Source organism: Alteromonas sp. W364 (assembly GCF_031846205.1).
In the GTDB taxonomy this organism is placed as follows: Bacteria; Pseudomonadota; Gammaproteobacteria; order Enterobacterales; family Alteromonadaceae; genus Glaciecola; species Glaciecola blandensis.
Genome location: NZ_JAVRID010000011.1, coordinates 76593 through 99933 on the forward strand (window position 1 = coordinate 76593; position 23341 = coordinate 99933).

Sequence of the window (23341 nt, forward strand, 5' to 3'; positions counted from 1 at the left end):
CTATTTTTTTACCGCAACCATGGGTCTGTCAGGGTGATTCCATTCTATATGGTATTTTTTGCCTTCTGGTTTATCTGTGCGTGAAAAAGTATGTGCGCCGAAGAAATCACGCTGACCTTGTAATAAGTTAGCAGGCAATACATCACAGCGGTAGGAGTCGTAATAGCTTAAGGCGCTGGACATTGCCGGACAAGGTATGCCAGCAATCGTTGCTGAAGCAATGGCACGACGCCAATTTGATTGATAATCGTTGATTTGCTTGATGAAGAATGGGTCTAGCAATAAGTTCTCTAAGTGCTCATTGCTTTCATATGCTTGGGTAATCGATTGTAAGAAAACCGCACGGATGATACACCCTGCTCGCCATATCTTGGCAATCTCAGCAAAATCAAGCTGCCAGCCATGCTCTTTCGCAGCAATACTCATCAATTGAAAGCCTTGGGCGTAAGCACATATTTTGGAGCAATATAAAGCATCATGTAACTGCTTGATGACTTCTTCCTTTGAACTGTGCGTTGTCATTGAAGCATCAGGACCACTCAGTTTCTGACTTGCCGCCACCCGCTCTGACTTAAATGACGATAAACTTCTGGCAAAGACCGCTTGAGTGATGGTTTGTGCCGGGCTTCCGACTTGCAAGGCACTGACAGCAGTCCACAATCCCGTACCTTTTTGACCCGCTTTGTCCATAATCACGTCAACTAACGCGGCACCTGTTTCAGGGTCCTCTTGATCTAATACTTCAGCACTGATTTCAATCAGGTAGGAGTTCAATAAACCTTGATTCCACTCTCTGTAGGTTGCCGCAATTTCTTTTGGTGACATATTCAGGCCGTTACGCATGATATGGTAAGCTTCGCATATCAATTGCATATCTGCATATTCAATCCCATTATGTACCATTTTCACATAATGACCCGCGCCAACAGGGCCAATATAGGTAGTACACGGCTCGCCTCTTGTAACTGGTTTTCCTGGCTCAAAAGATTCAATGGGCTTACCTGTTTCAGGGTCAACCTTAGCAGCGACTGCCTGCCAAATAGATTCGATGCGAGTCCAAGCATAAGGATCACCAGAAGGCATAAGTGATGGCCCGAAGCGCGCGCCGACTTCCCCGCCTGAAACAGCCGTTGAGAAAAATACAAATTTTCCTTTGTATTTGGCTTCACGCTCAACAGAATCAGTCCACAATGAGTTTCCAGTATCTACAACGATGTCGTCAGCCTCGATACCAGCGTCAATCAAATGATGACAAACATGGTCTACAGGTTCACCTGCTGGGACTGACAAAATAATAGTATGCGGTGCTTTGAGGTTACTGAGTAACTCTGTATAAGATCGACAGGCGACAACACGCGCTTCGTCAGTGGTTCTTTCCAATTCGTCCTGTGCCAGAATGGCGTCAATTTTGGCTTGGTCCAAATCAAAACATGCAACTTTATAACCGTTGTCAGCTAGATTTAAAGTGAGGTTTTTACCCATCACACCTAAACCAATAAAGCCGATATCACATAGGCCGCTTTGTTCCGTTTGTTGCAAATGCTTGGAAGACACACTCATTAATCAATACTCATTGGATTTGAATTGCGCGGGATCATACCACCCATTTTAGGTAGGGATAAATAGCTGAATCAAAAAAGCGCGCTTTATACGTTTTTTCTAAACAGGCAAAAACAACGAGCTGGCATCGAAAACAAGGGGCTGACCGGAATAGATTGATAATCGCTAATGGCATTAATATGGGTATTCAAGACACATTCCCAGTGTTCGGAGCTGAGCAATAAGGGTAAGTTAAATTCAACATCTTCTGGTGAGCTGTTGATGCAATATAACCATTGTTGCGCTTCCTTGGTCGGTTCATTGTCACTTTCATTCAATGCCTCGATGATATGTAAGGCGAAACAGTGATGATTATCATTGGTCCAATCTTGATCTCGTTTATGAGACCCATCAACACGATACCACTCTGCTGAGGCTACATTCACTTCATTACTAAACTGATCGTCGTCAAACATCATCCTTGCCAACAGTGGATTATCTCTACGTAAGGAAACGACATGTTGTGTAAATGCTAAAAACTCTTTTTGTCGCTCATCCAAGGACCAATCGAACCAGTTTAATTCGTTGTCTTGGCAATAGGCATTATTATTACCTTGCTGAGAACGGCTCAATTCATCACCGCCCAATATATGGGGTGTGCCTTGCGATAAAATCAATGTAGCGAATAAATTACGTTTTTGTTGTTCACGTTGATGCTGTATTTCTGGTGCTTCAGTTGGTCCTTCGACGCCAAAGTTACAGCTCAGATTGTGATTATGTCCATCATGATTGTCTTCTAGGTTTGCTAGGTTATGTTTTTGTTCATACATCACAATGTCTTGTAAAGTATATCCATCGTGATAAGTAATATTGTTTACGCTGGTTTGCATAGGCCTGATGCCTTTTCTAAAAACATCACGAGAGCCCATTAATCGAGTGGCAAAATCGGCTTTTAGACCTGTATCTGAGCGCCAAAAACCGCGCACTGAATCCCTAAATTTATCATTTACTTCTAACCAATAGTCCGGGAACTGACCAAGCTGATATCCACCTGGACCGATATCCCAGGGTTCAGCGATCATCGTCACGCCTTTGAGAACAGGGTCCTGACGTAAAATTTTGAATATTGCGGCATTTGCATGGAAGTCGAATGGTTCTCGCCCTAGCGATGCAGCTAAATCAAACCGGAAGCCATCAACCCCTATTTCCGAAACCCAGTAGCGTAAAGCATCAATAATCATGTTCATCATGAAAGTGTTGGCAGCGTTGATCGTATTTCCGCAACCAGAATAATTCATGTAAGTGGGCGTATTCACTTCATCATTAATCACTTGAAGATAGGCATGTTGATGGCACAAGCCTTTGAAGGATAATATGGGACCGGGTTCACCACTTTCCGCAGTATGGTTGAAGACCACGTCTAAAATCACTTCTATACCGGCCTTATGATACTCTTGAATCATTAATTTACATTCTGACAACGCGTCCTTATTGGCATAGCGCGGCTCAGGACTAAAAAAATTAATAGGATTGTAGCCCCAATAATTCGTGAGTCCTTTTTCTGTAATATAAGGTTCTGGCATAAACGCAAACAAAGGTAAAAACTGAACGCTGGTAATCCCCAGGTCTTTTAGATGTTTGATAACGGCGGGATGACACGCGCCTAGGTATGTTCCTCTTTGCTCTTCAGGCACTTCAGGGTGCAGCTTGGTTAATCCTTTAATATGCGCTTCATAAATCACGCGATGACTTACTGAAGGTCTCTCACTATGCAATTTACAATACACAGTTTCAGGTAAATCAGTACAAGGCGTCACTACCGATTTAGGCATAAAGCCTGCATTGTCAAACACACTTTGCCCCAGTATCTCACGCTGTTCGCCGTTATAGGCATCACGCTGCCAATGCAACGGACGATTAATTTGTTTTGCATAGGGGTCTATTAACAAACGCCCGACATCCATCTCGTCATTGACTTTTCGGTGGGCTTTTGATTCGATTCGATATCCATATAGCTGACCCGCTTGCACACCACTAACAAAGCCAAACCACTTTGACTGCAGCCTTTGTTGGAGTTGAATTTGCGCAATTTCTACTTCGTTTGAATCAAACAGACATAGATAGACTTTACTCGCGTCTGGGCAGTAAATCGAAAAATTACACCCCTGCTCATCAAGGCTGGCACCGAAAGGGCTTACATTGCCTTTGCGTAGTTGAAACGCAGTACTTTGCATTGTCATTATGTAGACTCTTTCCACGCTAAGAAAATCACGCTAAGTGGTGGCAAGTTAACAACGACAGAGTGTTCACAATCATTCCACGGTGTGTTTTGCGAATCAACTTTGGGGGTATCAGCCAAATAAGCACTGCCGCCAAACTGCGCATCGTCAGTATTCAACAGGAGTGTATATTCGCCTACCTGTTCACAACCAACACGAAACTGCTCTCTAGGGATGGGAGTGAAATTAGCAATGCAAAGGACCTGCTCGGTATTATCGGCATTGCGTCTAAGCAAAGAAACAACCGATTGTTCTGCATTATTGTGGTCAATCCACCGAAAGCCGCTAGGTTCATGATCTAGTTCATGCAGTGCTGAATGCTTTTGATATACTTGATTCAAACGCTTGTATAAGGCCTGAATACCCGCGTGCTTTGGCTCATCTTGCAAGTGCCAATCTAGAGAAATATCGTGGTTCCACTCTCGGTTTTGGGCAAATTCGTTACCCATAAATTGTAATTTTTTGCCTGGGTGCGCAAACATAAAGCCATAATACGCTCGCAGATTTGCAGCCTGTTGCCATTCATCGCCTGGCATTTTTTGCAACATTGCACCTTTACCATGCACTACTTCATCGTGTGAAATAGGTAACACAAAATTTTCATCGAATGCATATACCATACTAAATGTCAGTTCACCGTGATGAAAACGGCGATAGGCAGGATCTTTGGCAATGTAATGCAGTGAGTCGTGCATCCAGCCCATATTCCACTTAAAGCCAAATCCAAGACCACCGGCATCAACGGGTTTTGAGACCCCCGCAAACGAGGTTGATTCCTCGGCTATGGTCATCGCATGTGGATGTTTCGCATAAACCTCTGTATTCATCCACTGTAACAGGCTAATAGCCTCATAGTTATGATTACCGCCGTCTACATTCGGGATCCACTCACCGTCATTTCGAGAATAATCGAGGTATAGCATTGACGCTACAGCATCTACTCTGATTCCGTCAACGTGATATTTATCAAACCAAAACAAGGCATTTGCAACCAAGAATTGTCTCACCGTTTGTTTACCAAAGTCGTAAATACATGAGTTCCAATCTGGATGCCAACCCTTGCGTGGGTCTTCGTATTCGTACAAATGCGAACCATCGAACCTAGCTAAACCGTGGCCATCTTCAGGAAAATGCGCGGGAACCCAATCAACAATCACTGCAATGCCTTCTTGATGGCATTTATCAACAAAGTACTTGAAACCATCTGGTTCACCGAAGCGACTGGTAGGTGCGAATAGGCCAACGGGTTGATAACCCCATGAGCCATCAAATGGAAACTCTGACACTGGCAGCACTTCGATATGAGTGTAGGCCATCTCTTTGACGTAAGAGACTAACTCATCAGCTAGCTCATGATAGCTTAAGTAACGACGATTTTGGTCCCCTGGTTTGCGCCAAGAACCCAAATGAACCTCATACACACTCATCGGTTTATGGTAGTGATCAATGTTCTCTCGCTGCATCCAAGCCTGATCTTGCCATTCATAAGCATCTTGGTCATAGATAACAGAACAGTGTGATGGATATTGTTGATGATGAAAGCCCAATGGGTCTGCTTTATCCGGCAATCGATGCCCTTCAGCATCTTTAATAGCGAACTTGTAGGTATCACCAGTATGCAGTTCTGGTACGAATAAGACCCAATAGCCTAGATCCGTTTTCTGCATAGGATGCTTCACATCATCCCAAAGATTAAAATCTCCAATCAACGAGACCGCAGAGGCATTTGGCGCAAACACAGCGAATCGAACACCCGATACACCTCGAGCTTCGGTCAACTGTGCACCAATTTGTTGATATAGGTTTTCTGCTTGATGGTCTACAAAATGCACTGCATGAAACGCTTCATCTTGAAATTGGTAGGGGTCGATAAAGGAGTGTTGTGTATCACCGTAATGGGCTGTTACTGAATATATAAATTTTTTGCTTCTGGATTTTGTAAATTCACAAATAAACAAGCCACTCTCTGTTTGAGTGGCTTCGCTAAGGAGTTTCTTAGACTTAGCATTGAATACCTCTACTTTTGTAGCGCTTGGTAACCACAGACTCACGCGTGTTTTGTTTTTTACTTGTGTTGCACCCAAAATAGTAAATGGGTTTGCGCAACGGCCATGCGTTAGTTCTGTAGCTACAGCCATAGAAGCTCCAATATTGTTATTTTTCGGTAAAAGTCCCGCTTACTCGCTACTTGCTGCTTTACGGCGACCACTTAAGTTCTTCGCTAAGGCAACAATATCACTATCATCAAAAATATCCTCTAAATTTCTGGATAACTTACGTTTCCAATTTGGATATTCCTTAAACGTACCTGGGATATTCACCGGCTTGTCCATTTGCAACCAGTCTTCTAGCTGAAGGCTGAGCAATGCACTTGAGCCGGTTGCCATATGTGTTTGCATGCCATAGTTAAGCTCGGTGGACATGCCAACATCATTCACATTATGGCTTACATTTTTAGTAATTGAATGATGACCATGTAAAGTGTCCAGTATATGCTGTTTATTCTCGTGACGACTATCGTAAAGCGTTGCTAGGACATCAGCATCTGGATATAGGCCGAGCTCTTTTCCTAATGCTAAATCGTCGCAGTGCCAATACCCTATTAAGGTCGGCATGTCATGGGTCGTCAGCGTAGACATAGATTGTTCTGGGTAGTGAGACGGCGAATAGAAACCACCATCCTCGGCTTGTTCGAAGAAGAAGACACGATAGGAATACATACCGTTATCGGCTAACTTTGAACGAATCTCTTCTGGCACGGTACCTAAATCTTCACCAATCACTAAACTTTGATTGCGTTGACTTTCAAGCGCTAAAATACCAAGGAGGTCTTCAACTGGGTAGCAAACATAGCCCCCTTTACTTGCATGATCGCCGCGATAAACCCACCATAAACGCAACAAAGCCATGACATGGTCGATTCTCAATGCGCCAGACGCATGCATGTTTGAAGAAAATAAATCGATGATCGGTTGATAGGCTTGCTCATACAATTTGATAGGATCCATTGGAGGCAAGCCCCAATTTTGGCCTAGCGGTCCAAGAATATCAGGAGGTGCGCCAACGGAGGCATCGATGCAGTAGAGATCTTGATTACCCCAAATTTCTGCACTTCCTTCACTCACCCCCACCGCTAAGTCACGATAGAGGCCGATGAGCATACCAGCGTCATTTGCCGCTTTGCTAGCATCTTCAAATTGCAGGGCTGCTTGCCATTGTAAAAACAGATAGAACGTGACTCTTTCTTTATTCTGCTTAGCAAACTCAGCAACAGCTGGCATGTCATATGATTTATATTCTTCAGGGAATACAGGCCATCCCCAATAATCTTTTCCATCAGCTTTCAAACGCTCTTGCAATGCTTCAAAAACAGCGAGGGTTTGCAGACTTTCCCCCCCTTCTTTTACAAATTGCTTAAAAGCCTTGTTATGCTTCGTATTTTTACTTAAATAGACAGACCGAAACTCAGTAAACACTTGGTTTAAAGCTGCTAACTTAACTTCTGCAACACCCTCATAGTCGACATATTCCGTTGCTCTGAGTTCATTTAAACGCGCTTCAAGGCCAAAACTTTGAACCCACATTTGTACGACTTTACTGTCGAATTCAGGCACTTGCTCGACATCAATATACAGATAATTCAGCCAACGACGAGAGCTTGGGCCATAAGGACTACAAGCATCTGGATTAGCAGGGTAAAGTTCATGTATAGGGTTAAGGCCAATAAAATCAGCACCTTGACAAGCCGCATTTTTGACTAGCACGGTCAAGTCAGAAAAGTCACCAATACCCCAGTTCTTTTGGCTGCGAACGCAGTACAGTTGAACGCTTAAGCCCCAAATCTTTTTACCATTTTCAATCGGTTCAGGAATAAAACACCGTTCGGGAACCTTTATGAGACGTGAGCGACCCAATTCAGCATCGCCGAGCGAGACTGTCAGTTCGTGGTAACCCATTGGTAAGTCTACATCTAAGGCAACAGCATATTCATGAACTTCCTCATCTTCCAATTCGGCCACGTTAAGCAATTGTTGCTCAACTGGTTCGATTTCAAAGCGTTGCTCTTCACCAGACTCCAATGTTAACAAAACGTTATAAACTTCAGCCGCTGTATCTATAGAAACACGCAATGGGAAGACTAAAGCTTCATCATGCTTAAATACTTGCACTGGATTGACCAAGTTTAACCATTGTTGCGTTACGCTATCTTCAACTTGTTGCTCAAGCAATGTAAGGTCATCGACCTCGTAGCCCATTGCTTTCAGCAGTTTTATCTTGGTTTCATCGGTAACCGTTGCAGGGTTACCCCAAGCATCGACAAATGCTGATTCGATGCCTCGAGAAGCGACTAAACCTTCAATAATTTGGTTCATTTAATTCTTCCTAGTTGCCTTGGTCTCAACTTTTTGATGCACCACAGACAGTTGTTAGCGTTTTTGCAACATAATTTTAACGCGCCATTATTCATTAAGTAAGTCTAATAGGAAATTGAATACGTTTGCATTACTATTTTACACTAAAAAATATGTAATTAAACAACAAAGGCTAATATAACTTTGCAATAAAAGTGGTTTTGATCAATAATTTTTGTAATTTTATTTCAATTGATGAATTTACATTCAAAAGAGGTCTCACATGGCGATTAATGTCGGAATTAATGGATTTGGTAGAATTGGGCGTTTAGTGTTACGCGCGGCTGCAACAAGAAGCGATATCAACGTAGTAGCAATCAATGACTTACTAGATTTAGACTACATTGCTTACATGTTTAAATATGATTCTACACACGGCCGCTTTGACGGCACTGTAGAGGTTGTAGGAGATAAGTTAGTCGTCAACGGCAACGAAATCCGTGTGACTGCAGAACGCAATCCAGAAGACTTAGCATGGGACGCAGTAGCAGCAGATGTAGTTATTGAGTCTACGGGCCTATTCTTAACTAAAGAAACCGCTGAAAAGCACATAGCAGCGGGTGCAAAGAAAGTTGTCATGTCAGCACCGTCTAAAGACGACACACCCATGTTCGTCATGGGAGTTAACCATGAAGAATATGCAGGTGAAGCTATCGTTTCAAACGCATCTTGTACAACCAACTGTCTCGCACCCATCGCGAAAGTCCTAAACGATACCTTCGGGATCAAAGACGGTTTGATGACAACAGTGCATGCAACAACAGCAACGCAGAAAACGGTTGATGGCCCTTCAGCTAAAGACTGGCGTGGCGGACGTGGTGCTTCTCAAAATATCATTCCTTCTTCTACCGGCGCAGCAAAAGCGGTTGGAAAAGTCATTCCTGCATTGAATGGCAAATTAACGGGCATGGCTTTCCGTGTTCCGACTGCCAATGTGTCTGTTGTTGACCTTACCGTTAACCTCGAAAAAGGCGCTAGTTACGAAGAGATCTGTAAAGTAATGAAAGCTGCAGCAGAAGGCCCTCTTAAAGGTATTCTTGGTTACACAGAAGACGCTGTCGTTTCGCAAGACTTTATCGGTGATACACAGTCAAGCGTGTTTGATGCAGATGCGGGTATTTCACTAACAGATACCTTTGTGAAAGTGGTATCTTGGTATGACAACGAAGTTGGCTACTCAAATCGAGTACTCGATTTAGTTGCGCATATTTCAGAGTAGTCGCAACGTTGACATAAAAAAGACGGCCTTCTCGCCGTCTTTTTTCTTTTCAGACCGATGGTTTGTATACTTACGCCCTACCCTTAACCGTTTTACTGATTAATTTAACTACTTGGACACACTATGCTGACTGACACAAAGATTGACTATACAGTGCTCGACACAGTGAACAGGGCGAGTATTGATAAAGTCGATATCCTTGAGATTACAAACAAGCATTGTCGAGCAAAGTTGAGTCTTTTCGGCGCACATTTACTCAGTTTTATACCACAGAAGGATCAACGCGAGCGCCTTTGGTTAAGTTCTGCGGCAATATTTGATAAAAGCAAAGCGATTAGAGGCGGTATTCCTGTTTGCTGGCCGTGGTTTGCAGACATCTACCCTGAACACCACAACGATGAATCTAACAGTCAGTCTCTTCATGCTTCACGCGATTATCCGGCACACGGTTTTGTGCGCACCCAAGATTGGGATGTGAGTGCCATTAGCGAAAGCGAAGACGAAACTAAGATCACACTTCAACCTAGTAAGCTTGGCTTGTTTGGCTTCGAAAAGTCGCTAAATGTAGAAATTGAGTTTACATTTGCTGAGAAATGCACTGTTAAACTAAGCAGCCAAAACCTGTCTAGCATTTCGCAATCAATCACCGCGGCACTCCATTCTTACTTGAATGTACCTAGTATTGATACACTAGAATTACACGGTATTGAAGGTAAGTTCATCGACAAACTGGAAGATAGTCGCTTGTTTGATAGTCCGGCGCGTTATCGTATACAACAAGAGGTTGACCGTATCCATTTAGTCGATGACAGCAACAAGATGGAAAAGGTAAGTGTCAGTTTCGATGAACGAACGACTAGCAATGTGGCTAATCTATCCGTAGCGCATACTGGACACGATTCTGTGATCATCTGGAACCCTTGGATAGATAAGAGCGCTAAGATGGCTGACATGCCCCCAGAAGGTTACAGAAACATGCTCTGTATAGAAGCTGCAATAAGCTCACCGCATTGTATCGCCCCGAACGAGAGGCATGTACTAGAACAGATAATTGACTAGAGACGAAAAACGCTCCTCAGGAGCGTTTTTTTAATGGTTTGCTTACATTCGTATTGTGCTAAATGGCGACAGCCTGTTTTGCCAACTCAGTGATAATAGACCATTGTTTATTTTCAATTGCATCCGTTGGCGCCAACCAAGAGCCACCACAACACTTCACATTAGGCAGAGCCAAATACTCTTTATAGTTACTCGGGCTAATGCCGCCGGTAGGACAGAAAGCGACATCAGGGAATGGTCCGCCAATAGATTTCAATGCTTTTACGCCGCCCGCGGCCTCTGCAGGGAAGAATTTCAAATGGTCGTATCCCGCATCTTTCGCTTTCATCAAATCAGAAATATTTGAAACGCCAGGTATCAGAGGAATAGTCCCTTCTTTACCTGCTTGCAATAAGTCGGCAGTCAAACCTGGGCTAATCGCAAACTTAGCGCCGGCCTCAGTAACTGCTTTCAGTTGCTCTCTGTTGGTGACCGTACCTGCGCCAATATAGGCGTCAGGAAGTTCTTTCGCAATGACGCGAATAACGTCCATTGCGGCTTCGGTACGAAGAGTCACTTCAAGTACGTTAATACCCCCGTCCATTAACGCTTTCGCGATTGGTACAGCATCTTCAACGTTTTCAATTACGAGAACAGGTACAACCGGTCCTTGCTTAAAGATTTCTTCTGAGGAAAAGGTCCAGTTATTCATCATCAATTAGTCTCTTTTGTTTGTTGTAATAAATAAGCTAATGCGCCAAGCAATCCATGATCGGGCTCATTAATTAAGTAAGTAGGAATATTTTCTACATAGCCTGCAAAGTTACCTTTCGCCTCAAACTGCTGACGAAACTCACTGTTTACAAAGAATTCGCCTAAACGTGAGGCAATGCCACCGCCGATGAAAACACCACCCGTAGTACAAAGATTTAGTGCCAAATTGCCAGCAAAACTGCCCATAATCCGACAGAACTGCGTAACAGCAGCGACACACAGTGTATCTGTGCCTGCGAGGGCACGCTCAGTGATATCAGCAGGATCATTATAATCTTCAGGCTCTCCAGCGTTAACCGCTAGTGCACTATAGATATTCACGATACCGCGGCCAGAGAGTACCTCTTCAGCAGATACACGACCTAACTTTTCTTTAAGGTAACGCCAAATCACGATGTCTATTTCATCATTTGGTGCAAAGTCAACATGACCACCCTCACCGTCTAAGGTCTGCCAACCAGCAGCAGTTAAGGTTAGATGTTCAACTCCCAAGCCCGTGCCAGGTCCAAATACGACGATGTTCCCTTTCGGGTCAGCTTCACCTCTACCAATTTTTATGACTTGATCGGCAGATAAGGTTGGCAAAGAATGCGCTACTGCCGAGAAGTCATTGATAACGTGTAACTGCGATAGGGACAATTCATCGCGCAAGGCTTTTTTGGAGAATTGCCAAGTGTGGTTTGTCATTTTAACTAGATCATGATTAACAGGGCATGCAATAGCAATGCAACCATGCTCGAAGCTGTCTTGTCCCACATCATCACCGAATTGAGTAATTGCCTCAGCAATTGTGTCAAACTCAGTACATAGATACTTTTTAATAGCTTTTATTTGGCCATTTTCAATTTGGGCCAAACGTATATTGGTCCCACCGACATCAGCGACGAACATGTTACTCATATTTATTACTCTTGCTCAAAAAACAGTGAACAGGCGCCTTCTTCAGCTCCTGACAAAGATGCTCGCATGCCTGCGAATAACTCTCTACCCATGCCTACATGGCTATCGCTTAGACTCGCAACGGCAGGTTCACGCGCAGCTAACTCGGCATCATCAACATGTAAAATAAACTCACCTGTTGCCGTATTCAGCTCAATCAGATCACCATCGTGAACTTTGGCAATTAAACCACCTTTATAAGCTTCAGGCGTTAAATGAATAGCAGCAGGTACTTTACCCGATGCTCCTGACATGCGGCCATCTGTCACTAAAGCCACTTTGTACCCTTTGTCTTGTAGCACACCTAGTGGCGGTGTTAAACGGTGTAGTTCTGGCATACCAATGGCCGATGGACCTTGGAAACGTACGACAACAACACAGTCTTTGTTAAGCTCACCATCTTGGAATGCTTTATCTAGTGCATATTGGTCTTCAAATACCACGGCAGGCGCTTTGATGTGGCAATTAGGATCGCGCAAAGCTGAGGTTTTCATGACTGCTCGTCCAATCTTACCTTCTAAGACAGATAGGCCACCGTCTGGTTTAAACGGTTGCTCTACTGTCGCAAGCACTTCTTTGTCCAAGGATGCTTGTGGGCCATCTTCCCAAACCAATTCGCCGTCACGAAGCTTAGGTTCTTTGGTATATTGCTCTAAGCCTTTACCACAAATAGTGTTCACGTCGTTATGCAGCAAACCAGCATCTAAAAGCTGCTTGAACAACAAGCTCATACCGCCAGCAGCGGTAAAGTGGTTGATATCAGCAGAACCATTAGGATAAATACGAGTTAATAGTGGAGTGGCTTTAGATAAGTCAGAAAAGTCATCCCAATTTACGATTAAACCAGCAGCTCTTGCAACGGCAACTAAATGCATTGTGTGATTAGTTGAACCACCTGTGGCTAACAAGGCAACAATACCGTTAACCATAGCTTTAGCATCAACAATATGACCAATCGGCATATAGTTTTCACCTAAATCCGTTAAGCGTGTTGCTTGCACGGATGCGGCCTTGGTCAATGCATCACGTAAAGGTGTACCTGGGTTAACAAATGAGGCTCCCGGCAAGTGCAGCCCCATGACTTCAACAACCAGTTGGTTACTGTTTGCAGTACCATAGAAAGTGCAGGTTCCTGCAGAATGATAAGACTGAGACTCGGCTTCCAATAATTCATCACGGCCAACTTTACCTTCTGCGTAAGCTTGTCTTACTCTGGCTTTTTCTTTGTTTGGTAGACCTGATGGCATTGGGCCCGCAGGTACAAAAACAGTGGGTAAATGACCGAAGCTAAGGCCACCGAGCAAGAGACCGGGGACGATTTTGTCACAAATTCCCAACATCACAGTGGCATCAAACATATTGTGCGATAGGGCAATAGCTGCGCCCATGGCTATATTATCGCGACTCATCAGGCTTAGTTCCATACCGGCATTACCTTGCGTCACACCGTCACACATTGCCGGAACACCACCAGCAAATTGAGCGACACTGCCCACAGATCTCACTGCATCTTTAATCTGCTGCGGATAGCTTTCATATGGTTGGTGAGCTGACAACATGTCGTTGTAAGAAGATATAATCGCCACATTGGCTTTTGTCATGCTGCGTAGGTCTGATTTGTCATCTTTATTACAAGCAGCAAAACCATGAGCTAAGTTGCCGCAAGATAACTCGCCGCGCAGTGGACCTTGCTTTCTAGCTCTTTCAATTTTTGCTAAATACGCAGCACGCGTGTCTTTGCTACGTTCAATAATTCGTTGTGTTACTTCTTGGATAATTGGATTCATCATATTCTCCTAAGGTGCCCACATTAATTCAACAGTCGCTTTGTCACACACTGCTTTAATCGGCTTTTCGAGTTCACTTGCATTCTCAATGGCATCGTTAAGTACATCTAACTTTTTTTGCCCGGTCAAATGTAAGAATACATGTGCACTACTCACTAAAGCCTTCAAGGTGAAGGACATTCTTTGATGTGGCGCAGTCGTGGGTTGCGTTGCTATAAGCATAGCAGGTGAATTGAGATCTAATCCCGCTTCTACTTGCGCACTGCACGGAAATAATGATGCTGTATGACCATCTTCCCCCATTCCTAATATGACAATATCAAAGGGTAAACCCACGTCTTCAAACGTACGCGTAAGCTCATCGACACCATCCTCGGCATTATCATGTTGCGTCTTCAAGGCAACAAATCGGGCAGCGGCAGCTTTATCCTGTAGTAGGTTTTCACGGACTAGCTTCTCATTACTAGCGGCATCTTGGTTATCAACCCAACGTTCGTCAGCCAAGGTAATCGTGACTTTTGACCAATCTACGGGACGAGAGCATAGCGCTTTGAATAAAGGTAGCGGCGTACTACCACCACTAACTACGAGGCTAGCTTTACCTTTCTCACTAATTGCTTGCTTTAATGTATCGGCAATGCGCTGGCTAAAAACACTAACCAGCTCATCAGCAGAAGTAAACGTGTGTGTGTGTAAACTCATAGTTATCCCCTACTTCCTTAGCACTTTGCTTTCGTACCACGAGCGCTCTTCACGCGCTAGCAATGCTATTGAAGAAACAGGTCCCCATGTACCTGCCTGATATGTAGCTGGAGGCTCATTGCTCGCATCCCAAGCTGCTCTGATTGAATCAACCCAAGTCCAAGCTTGTTCAATCTCATCACGGCGGACGAACAAAGCTTGGTTGCCGATCATGACTTCTAACAGTAACTTTTCGTAAGCATCCGCGATACGGTCTTCGGAGAAGGCTTCTGAGAAACTCAAATTCAGTTTCGACTTTTGCAGATCCATAGAACCAGAACTTGTTAGGCCTGGCACCTTATTCATCACAGTGATTTCGACACCTTCATCTGGCTGTAAACGGATCACAAGCTTATTTTGAGGCAAGGTAGCAAAGCTGTCGCCGAATAAATTATGCGGCTGTCGTTTAAAATAAATAACCACTTCACTGGTTTTATTTGGTAAACGCTTACCTGTACGCAAATAGAATGGCACGCCGGCCCAACGCCAATTATCAATTTCAGCTTTAATAGCAACAAACGTTTCCGTCGTACTTTTTTCGTTCGCATCAGGTTCGTCAAGGTAACCCGGGACTTCTTCACCACGAACAAAGCCAGAGACGTATTGGCCACGCACGGTTTTTTCTGCAACATTGCTAGCATTGATTGGACGCAAAGCTTTCAATACTTTTAGTTTTTCATCACGAATACTATCTGCGTCTAGGGTTGTCGGTGGTTCCATGGCTACTAAGGACAATATTTGCAGTAAGTGGTTTTGAACCATATCGCGCATCTGGCCAGCGTCGTCAAAGTATCCCCAACGCCCTTCAATGCCTACCGATTCAGCAACACTGATTTGAACGTGATCAATACAGTTATGATCCCAGTTAGTTGCGAAGATACTGTTTGCAAATCGCAAAGCAATTAGGTTAAGTACCGTTTCTTTGCCAAGGTAATGGTCAATACGATAGATCTGCTTTTCGTCGAAAAACTCAGCGACTTGCTCATTAATGACTTTAGACGACGCTAAATCATGACCAATTGGCTTCTCAAGTACGACGCGTACGCTTGGGTCGATGACCTTTGCAGCATCCATCCCTTGGCAAATATCACCATAAATAGAAGGTGGTGTTGCGAAATAACACACCATCGTGCGAGATACATCTACATGCTCGCACAGCTTCTTATAATCCTCAGGGTTTTTCATATCTATTTGGACATAATCCAAACGTTCACTGAAACGCTTCCATGTATCTTTGCAGATCGCTTCGCTGGTAAATTTTTCTATATTCTCTTTAACTTCTTTTGCATAGTCCTTTTCAGACATATCTTGGCGTGCCACTCCGACAATCGTCGTGCCACCGTTAAGTAAGTTTGCTTTTTCTAGCTGATAAAGAGAAGGGAGTAATTTACGTCTTGCGAGGTCACCCAGGGTGCCGAACAACACGAAATCAATTGGTTCATATCCAGTACTAGTAGTCCCAGTATCTATACTCATAGTAGCCTCTGTGCATGGCAAGCATGCGAATTTGTAATTATTGACAGGTAATTATCGCCTATAGTAAACAACAAATGTAGTAATATTACAACCAAAACTCATGCAAAACTGACGGTAAATTAACAAAATAACAACAGATTCATTATCTCCTTTTCCTTCGCATTTAAATTCGCCTATTAATCATACAAATCCAAGGCAAATATGGCGATAAGACCCTCGAACAGTCTAATTAGTGAAATATGGTGGGCACGATTAATCCCAGTATCCATACTCTTTGTAAGGACTAATATAGATTATTTGTAAATTATTTTTGTCAAAAACTTACAACAAAAATGACAAGAGCAAAAAATAAACGTAGTATAATTACAGTTTAATTCATTAAATATCATTGAATTGTTATAACTCAGGTTTCATCCGTATTGATATAAAGGGTGATGCGAAGGGTTATCAGCAGAGTATTATGCATGAACATTCTAGAAAAAATAACACGACAAAAAGCGGATTTTAGTAAATCCGAGAAAAAAGTAGCTGAGGTCATCCTTGCTAATCCTCAAGTTGCCATTCATTCTTCAATCGCTACATTAGCAAAAATGTCCAATGTGAGTGAACCTACAGTCAACCGCTTCTGCCGAAGATTAGACACCAAAGGCTACCCAGACTTCAAACTCCACCTTGCACAAAGCTTGGCGAACGGAACACCTTACGTAAACCGCCACGTGGATGAATACGATGGTCCATCTGAATATACGAATAAAATCTTCGAATCCACTATGGCATCACTCGAAGTCGCTCGTCAGTCGGTGGACGTTGCCACAGTAAATCGCGTGGTTGATTTGCTGACTCAAGCGAAAAAAATATCCTTTTTTGGCATGGGAGCTTCTTCTTCTGTCGCTCACGATGCCTTGAATAAATTTTTCCGGTTTAATGTACCGGTTGTCTACTTTGAAGATACCTTAATGCAACGCATGAGTTGTATGAATTGTACCGAAGAAGATGTGGTTGTATTGATCTCGCATACCGGACGTACCAAAAGCCTTGTTGAGATAGCCCAAATTGCTCGAGCAAATGACGCTGTGGTTGTGGGTATTACCTCTGGCGACAGTCCTTTAGCGAAAGAGTGTAATTATGTTTTATCGTTGGCAGTACCAGAAGATACTGACTTATATATGCCAATGGCGTCACGCATAGCTCAGCTAACTCTTATTGACGTCCTCGCGACAGGGTTTACTTTGCGCAGAGGCACTAAATTCAGAGAAAACTTAAAGCGAGTAAAAGATACCTTACGAGGTAGTCGCTTTACAAAAACCGACAATTAATTGTAAGAAATTTTCAGAGCTGAAATAAAAGAGTCATTTTAAAACTGTTTAATACCTTATCAAAACAACGAGAACCGAGTAAAAATATGTCGCGTAGAACAAAGATACTAGCAACTTTAGGTCCAGCAACGGATACACAAGAAACAATAGAAGCTATTATAGCTGCCGGTGCCAACGTAGTGCGTATGAACTTTTCGCATGGTAATGCTCAAGATCATATTGAACGAGCAAACAAGGTAAGAGCAGCGGCCAAAAAACTGAATAAATACGTGGCTATACTCGGTGATTTACAGGGGCCTAAAATTAGGGTTTCGCGTTTTGTTGACGGCGCGGTGAAACTCGATGTTGGACAAGCGTTTGTTTTGGACGCTGAGCTAGGCGTAAATGATGGCACAGATCAAATTGTTGGTATAGATTACAAAGCCCTACCCGACGACGTGAGTCGTGGCGACTTATTGCTATTAGATGATGGCCGCATTCAACTAGTTGTTACAGCGGTTGAAGGTAGAAAAGTCATTACTAAAGTCACCGTTGGTGGCAAACTTTCCAATAATAAAGGTATCAACCGTCAAGGCGGTGGACTTTCGGCTGAAGCACTGACAGAAAAAGATAAAAGAGATATTCTGACCGCCGCTGAAATCGGTGTTGACTATTTAGCGGTCTCCTTCCCTCGTTCTGGTGCTGACTTGAATTACGCAAGAGAGTTGGCCCAAGCAGCAGGCTCGAATGCGCAAATTTGTGCAAAAGTAGAACGTGCAGAGACGGTGGCTTGCGATGAAGCAATCGATGATATTATCTTAGCATCAGACGCTGTGATGGTTGCTCGTGGTGACTTAGGTGTTGAAATTGGTGATGCTGAATTGGTTGGTGTTCAGAAGAAACTGATCGCTCGCTCGCGTCAACTCAATAGAATAGTGATTACCGCTACGCAAATGATGGAATCGATGATAGAAAGCCCGATGCCAACTCGTGCCGAAGTCATGGATGTAGCCAACGCGGTTTTAGATGGTACTGATGCTGTGATGCTCTCTGCGGAAACCGCTGCTGGTAGTTACCCAGTTGAAACAGTAGAGGCGATGTCTCGCGTGTGTGAAGGTGCTGAGAGTCACCCAAGTGTGAAAATTTCAAAACATCGCTTGGATGAATTCTTCAAAGACGTGAGTGAAACAACCGCAATGGCAGCTGTTTATGCAGCAAACCACTTACCAACGATAAAAGCGATTGTTGGCCTAACCGAGAGTGGTACCACACCGAAACTGATGTCGAGAATTACCACATCCTTGCCTATCATTGCGATGTCACGCCACATTGCCACCTTAAATAAGATGGCTCTTTATCGTGGAGTGATCCCTTTGCATTTCGATTCAACAAAATCAAAGCCAGGTTCTATGACCGCTGACGTTATTGCCGCACTTAAAGAGTCAGGCCTGATGGAAATTGGCGACCAAGTGATGTTGACCTACGGAGATCAAATGGAAACTGTTGGCGCTACTAACGCATGTAAGATTGTGACTATCGTTTAAGCGCTTGCTGCAGACAATTGATGAAATAGACAAAGCCCTCTACTGATACAGAGGGCTTTTTCAGATAAATTCACCGCCCTCTTTTGCTTGTTTTAACACTATATTAAGCCGGTAATGCTTACCTTTCTCTACCTTATCCGTGTGCGCTTTTATTTCACTTCCTTCTTTGAAGCGCAGTAGGTAAACGTCAAACATCAGTAGCCATTTACTACCAAGCAAAAACATTTTGTCATAACCAGATAATTGGCGGCCTTTTTCCCATCTAAAAAGTTTCAATAATGAGCTCATAGTGTTCTTGGAACATTACGCCTTGCTAAGCGGAAAATAATGGTTAGCTATAATCGCAAAGCGATGATCAACTGTTATTTTTCCGTTTGAGCAAGTTGTTATGTGATTTTATTAATCACCGATCTTCCGGTTTGATGTGTTTAGCTTTTATTGAGAACTCTTTAAGCTCATCAATACTATATTTGGTATGCACTCTTTCAGTTGAAGGAGGCTGATGGTTAATACTTAAACCTTTACGCCTAGCCATTTTAGGTCGAATAGGTCGAGGAGCAAAACCACCACCACAATTTGGGCATACATTTTCTAGTATTTCGTTTACACATGTTACACAAAAAGTGCATTCGTATGTGCAAATCATTACTTCATTGGAATCTGGTGCTAAGTCTTTATCACAGCATTCACAATTAGGTCTAATTTGTAGCATATTTCAAACTCCGTTTTGATTCACCAGATAGCTAATAGATAGAATACTAAAACAAAGTAGAAGATTGGAGCGATATCCCAATAACCATAACTACTATCGCGCATAAATTTTAAATGTGCAAATCGCCAACACCCAATGAAAACTACCAGATAAAATGCAAACGCAATAGCAGGTATAGAGGCTATCAATTTTTCATCGGAAAATCCGACACCAAACGTCAATGTCATCAGAGACACAAACATCGAAACTGGCAAAAGTATAAAACCACCAATTATCAAAAGTAAATTTCGGCTTATCCAGCTCATACACTTTTAGTCATAATACACTTTGCGTAAGCGGCGTTGGCCGCTCTTGGCGATGTCCGCTTCAATTTCTTTGTTATGTTTCACTTCCACGCCTTGTTGTCAGATGAAACAGATGTGTTGAACAACGACTAGTACTTCCAACCATCATTAGCAAGCACCTCACAGTCAGAATTTTGAATACAAGAATGAAGTAATGCAATTGGGTCTGAAATATGGGCAAGGTCCAATTTGTCTTTTAGAATAGACTTAGCCTTATTGTAATCAGGATACTCTTCATTATATTCGGCAAGCATGAACTGTGCTGTTTTTCTCATTTCAGAAAGTTGACCACCACCTGAAAATTTAAGTAAGTCGAACCAATATGGTATTTCGATAATCATAGAAACAAATTCAGTTAGATCGTTACCAAGTTTTCCTGCTTGACCTTCAGATGAAATGAATAATATTGAACGTTTTTCGATTTCCCTTTCACCATAAGCTACATAAACACCACCGGAACCTTCTCCAGCAATTATTTCTGTAGAATAGTTTGGAGATAGTGTTATCCAGTCTGTATTTTTATCAATATTTAGTAATTCAAAGTCGAGATAATCACCTAGGCACTTGATCACTTCACTATCAAAAAGGTCTAAATATTTAAACATGCTCGATGATTCCGCGTGAAACATAACACTTTGAATAAGCGGTTTGTGGCGTTCTTCCACAGTTCCGGTTAATGGTTTTTTTAGGTAACCGGTAACTCCGAGCTATCAATTGAAAATATAGGTTTCTCAACTCTATTAGTAATTGTGAAAATTGAGTCACGCCATGCTCCGTGGAAAAGAATAAACCAAGTAGAGTCCCTGAATTGGTTCGAAAATAATTGCTTTGAGTATAAAACACTACCACTCTTGTCAAACAATGCAAAGTTGATATCTATCCCGCCAATTTTATAAGTTAGGGTCGTAGTAGCTCGAATATTCCTAGACTTATTCCATTTGCTGGTTTTTTTATGTATTCGTTCCAACTGGAAATCACAACCTAAGACCTTTTCAGCAATTAGATCAATGGTGTTTAAAATCTCAAAAGGTACGTTGAGCCTATTTCCTACAATTTTAAGTGAATCAGTTAGATAATAAAGAGACTTAACACATTTACTATGGTCGGTAAGCTCGCAAAAATCATCGAATATAAAGTCATCTCTTTTATAAGCCGCTATTCCATCAGATCGTGGTGGGATGTAATCCTCACCTGAATATCTTCCCAGATATACATTCAGCTTTGCCAACCCTGCAAAATCAAACTTATCAGGCAGATATATACAAAAAATATCTTCAACTAAGTTCCAATAGTTCATCAAGTACTTATTTTGTTCAAGCTTCTCTTTACTCGATTTACCACCGTTAACTAATTGAACATCGCGAAGTATCATAAGGTTACCTAACACCAAATAAGCAGTAGCTGTGCGCTCTTCCCAGATATCCGTCTTCATTTTCTTTGTTATGCCTAAACACTAATTTTACCTTCGATCCACCATTCTATGTATTTTTGCATACTTGGCGCTACCCAACTTCGACTATCACATTCATGGCTCCAAACAAAAACATCATCTCGCCTTACTTTGTTACCTTGCAGTGGAAAGAAGAATTGGTCACCATTTCCTGCATCTGCAAAAAATAACATTGAATTAAATGGCATATAGAGCTCGGAAAAGTCAACACTCTCACGAAATTGAATGTTAGTAGCAATAATCGTATCCAAAGGCCAAACTAAGCCTAAGTCATATTCACCGAGCACACCATCAGTCTCTAGAAGACATGACTTCAAACAATCAGGTAGTTTCAAGTCAAGTTTACTTTCTGCTTGGGCAATGTCCGATGTGTCTGCGCGATGTGCAAATCGACATTCTTTGCCTAAACCTTCAATCAACAATTTCCACATTACTCAATTCCATGGTGAGCATAACGTTAAGCTAAGGGGCAAATGCGTGTACGGCATAACTTGAAGAGGCCGTAGATATATTTTTCCCAGCGACCGAAAGGGAGAGACTTGAGCGCCTCGTTAGGTGCCAAACCATTGTTTTCCTTCCAGATCTTTTTTTAGTAATAAGAATGCTGGTAGCGTAATTACCATGAATACATATCCCACAAGTGATTTTTCATTTGCATTGTAAAAGTATTGAATTCCAAATATCAAATCTAGGAAAAAGCAAAGAAATCCAAATACAGCAACGAAAACTACGTTTCCTCTCAGACACCCAAAATGTTCAGCGCGAATACTACAACTGGTTGTAAAACTAACAGCAATTAAAGAAGCTAAAGTAAATCCTAAGCCTTGGCCAATAATTAGGTTTGAATAGTTAGTAACCCTTATTGCCACAGTCAACAAAAAGACTAATCCAGAAAATATCAATAAAACATCAGCAATTTTAGACATAGGCACTTAACACCAAATTAAGCGGCTTTTCCCACTCTTGGCAATGCCAGCTTTACCTTTTTTGTTATATGACGGGCTCAATTTGATTCACCAGATAGCTAATAGAAAGAATACTAAAACAAAGTAGAAGATTGGAGCGATATCCCAATAACCATAACTACTATCGCGCACAAATTTTAAATGTGCAAATCGCCAACAACCAATGAAAACTACCAGATAAAATGCAAACGCAATAGCAGGTATAGAGGCTATCAATTTTTCATCAGAAAATCCGACACCAAACGCCAATATCATCAGAGACACAAACATCGAAATTGGCAAAAGTATAAAACCACCAATTATCAAAAGTAAATTTCGGCTTATCCAGCTCATACACTTTTAGTCATAATACACTTTGCGTAAGCGGCGTTGGCCGCTTTTGCCAACGTCCAGTTATGGAGTTGTTTTACCTCAAGCTGTTTAGCAAGACTTGTCGCCCGCTAGCCATTTTTTGAGTTTTAAATCTACATCCCATGGTTCAGCCATAGAAACACTCCCCTCTTCAATAGAAACTGTTACAGGTTGAGGTGAGGGCAACAATATGATTCGAGCGAATGGCATGAAAGGTATATCAGAATTATCGCGTCCAATAGTAAACACAATTTTGTCACCTTCTCGTGTTTTTCGAGTTGATATATCGTCATTACTAATTGATGCCGGGATAGTCCAGCAAACGCTTGTGTATTCATCAATAAGGCTAATCGAATCATTCATATTGGAATCAAGCGAGAATCTAGATGTCTCACCACTGGGTGCAGAAACGCAACCGAGTATAGTGATGCTTACTACTAAAAAAACAACGTATTTCACAACTTCCTCCTTGAGGT

At 42.5% G+C, this 23341-nt stretch carries 19 protein-coding genes and 1 pseudogene; 4 read left to right on the plus strand and 16 right to left on the minus strand.

The genetic code is table 11. The features are described from left to right. From gndA to malQ, 4 genes are all read right to left on the minus strand, one after another. Positions 1-1560, minus strand: coding sequence for an NADP-dependent phosphogluconate dehydrogenase (gene gndA / locus RM556_RS15970; protein WP_311375068.1), 1560 nt, complete (start codon positions 1558-1560; stop codon positions 1-3). A gap of 86 nt (positions 1561-1646) precedes the next feature. Then, entirely contained in the window at positions 1647-3773 is a 2127-nt protein-coding gene (glgX, locus tag RM556_RS15975) for a glycogen debranching protein GlgX (protein WP_409220100.1), read from the minus strand. Between the two features lie 5 nt (positions 3774-3778). Then, positions 3779-5956, minus strand: a complete 2178-nt coding sequence (gene glgB, locus RM556_RS15980; RefSeq protein ID WP_311375070.1) for a 1,4-alpha-glucan branching protein GlgB — start codon at positions 5954-5956, stop codon at positions 3779-3781. 39 nt (positions 5957-5995) lie between these two features. Next, complete coding sequence (malQ, locus tag RM556_RS15985) at positions 5996-8191, minus strand: 4-alpha-glucanotransferase (RefSeq protein WP_311375071.1); 2196 nt, start codon at positions 8189-8191, stop codon at positions 5996-5998. Between the two features lie 262 nt (positions 8192-8453). On the opposite strand from malQ, the gene gap reads away from it, so the two are divergent. Both gap and RM556_RS15995 read left to right on the plus strand, forming a co-directional pair. Further along, the gene (gap, locus tag RM556_RS15990; protein ID WP_311360579.1) at positions 8454-9449 is read left to right on the plus strand and encodes a type I glyceraldehyde-3-phosphate dehydrogenase; all 996 of its coding nucleotides are present in this window, start codon (positions 8454-8456) and stop codon (positions 9447-9449) included. A gap of 123 nt (positions 9450-9572) precedes the next feature. Next, positions 9573-10508, plus strand: coding sequence for a D-hexose-6-phosphate mutarotase (locus RM556_RS15995; RefSeq protein WP_311375072.1), 936 nt, complete (start codon positions 9573-9575; stop codon positions 10506-10508). A gap of 58 nt (positions 10509-10566) precedes the next feature. Here RM556_RS15995 and RM556_RS16000 read toward each other — a convergent pair whose 3' ends face one another. The 5 genes from RM556_RS16000 to zwf are packed head-to-tail and all read right to left on the minus strand — an operon-like array spanning position 10567 to position 16204. Then, entirely contained in the window at positions 10567-11202 is a 636-nt protein-coding gene (locus RM556_RS16000; RefSeq protein ID WP_311360581.1) for a bifunctional 4-hydroxy-2-oxoglutarate aldolase/2-dehydro-3-deoxy-phosphogluconate aldolase, read from the minus strand. Continuing rightward, positions 11202-12161: a glucokinase gene (gene glk, locus RM556_RS16005; protein ID WP_311375073.1), complete on the minus strand. Its 960-nt coding sequence runs from the start codon at positions 12159-12161 to the stop codon at positions 11202-11204. The genes RM556_RS16000 and glk overlap by 1 nt, the downstream gene beginning before the upstream one ends. A 5-nt stretch (positions 12162-12166) precedes the next feature. After that, entirely contained in the window at positions 12167-13987 is a 1821-nt protein-coding gene (gene edd / locus RM556_RS16010; RefSeq protein ID WP_311375081.1) for a phosphogluconate dehydratase, read from the minus strand. A gap of 9 nt (positions 13988-13996) precedes the next feature. Beyond that, entirely contained in the window at positions 13997-14689 is a 693-nt protein-coding gene (pgl, locus tag RM556_RS16015) for a 6-phosphogluconolactonase (RefSeq protein WP_311360583.1), read from the minus strand. A 9-nt stretch (positions 14690-14698) separates the two neighbouring features. Beyond that, positions 14699-16204 (minus strand): glucose-6-phosphate dehydrogenase, encoded by a 1506-nt coding sequence (zwf, locus tag RM556_RS16020; protein ID WP_311360584.1) that lies wholly within the window; start codon positions 16202-16204, stop codon positions 14699-14701. A 464-nt stretch (positions 16205-16668) separates the two neighbouring features. Here zwf and RM556_RS16025 point away from each other — a divergent pair, with 464 nt between their 5' ends. Together RM556_RS16025 and pyk are read left to right on the plus strand one after the other, a co-directional pair. Further along, positions 16669-17520: a MurR/RpiR family transcriptional regulator gene (locus RM556_RS16025; RefSeq protein WP_311360585.1), complete on the plus strand. Its 852-nt coding sequence runs from the start codon at positions 16669-16671 to the stop codon at positions 17518-17520. Between the two features lie 86 nt (positions 17521-17606). Continuing rightward, the gene (gene pyk / locus RM556_RS16030; RefSeq protein WP_311375074.1) at positions 17607-19043 is read left to right on the plus strand and encodes a pyruvate kinase; all 1437 of its coding nucleotides are present in this window, start codon (positions 17607-17609) and stop codon (positions 19041-19043) included. Between the two features lie 63 nt (positions 19044-19106). On the opposite strand, the pseudogene RM556_RS16035 reads toward pyk, so the two are convergent. The 7 genes and pseudogenes from RM556_RS16035 to RM556_RS16065 all read right to left on the minus strand — a co-directional run. Further along, positions 19107-19331 (minus strand): annotated as a pseudogene (locus tag RM556_RS16035) (2OG-Fe(II) oxygenase); the annotation flags it as partial. A gap of 115 nt (positions 19332-19446) precedes the next feature. Then, the gene (locus RM556_RS16040; RefSeq protein WP_311375075.1) at positions 19447-19755 is read right to left on the minus strand and encodes a DUF1272 domain-containing protein; all 309 of its coding nucleotides are present in this window, start codon (positions 19753-19755) and stop codon (positions 19447-19449) included. Between the two features lie 433 nt (positions 19756-20188). After that, positions 20189-20704: a hypothetical protein gene (locus RM556_RS16045; protein ID WP_311375076.1), complete on the minus strand. Its 516-nt coding sequence runs from the start codon at positions 20702-20704 to the stop codon at positions 20189-20191. Positions 20705-20784: 80 nt separating this feature from the next. Beyond that, the gene (locus RM556_RS16050) at positions 20785-21531 is read right to left on the minus strand and encodes a hypothetical protein (RefSeq protein WP_311375077.1); all 747 of its coding nucleotides are present in this window, start codon (positions 21529-21531) and stop codon (positions 20785-20787) included. A gap of 14 nt (positions 21532-21545) precedes the next feature. Then, positions 21546-21980, minus strand: coding sequence for an SMI1/KNR4 family protein (locus tag RM556_RS16055; RefSeq protein WP_311375078.1), 435 nt, complete (start codon positions 21978-21980; stop codon positions 21546-21548). A 120-nt stretch (positions 21981-22100) separates the two neighbouring features. Continuing rightward, entirely contained in the window at positions 22101-22475 is a 375-nt protein-coding gene (locus RM556_RS16060; RefSeq protein ID WP_311375079.1) for a hypothetical protein, read from the minus strand. A 459-nt stretch (positions 22476-22934) separates the two neighbouring features. Next, positions 22935-23341: hypothetical protein (locus RM556_RS16065; RefSeq protein ID WP_311375080.1), on the minus strand; the 407-nt coding region annotated here is incomplete at its 5' end.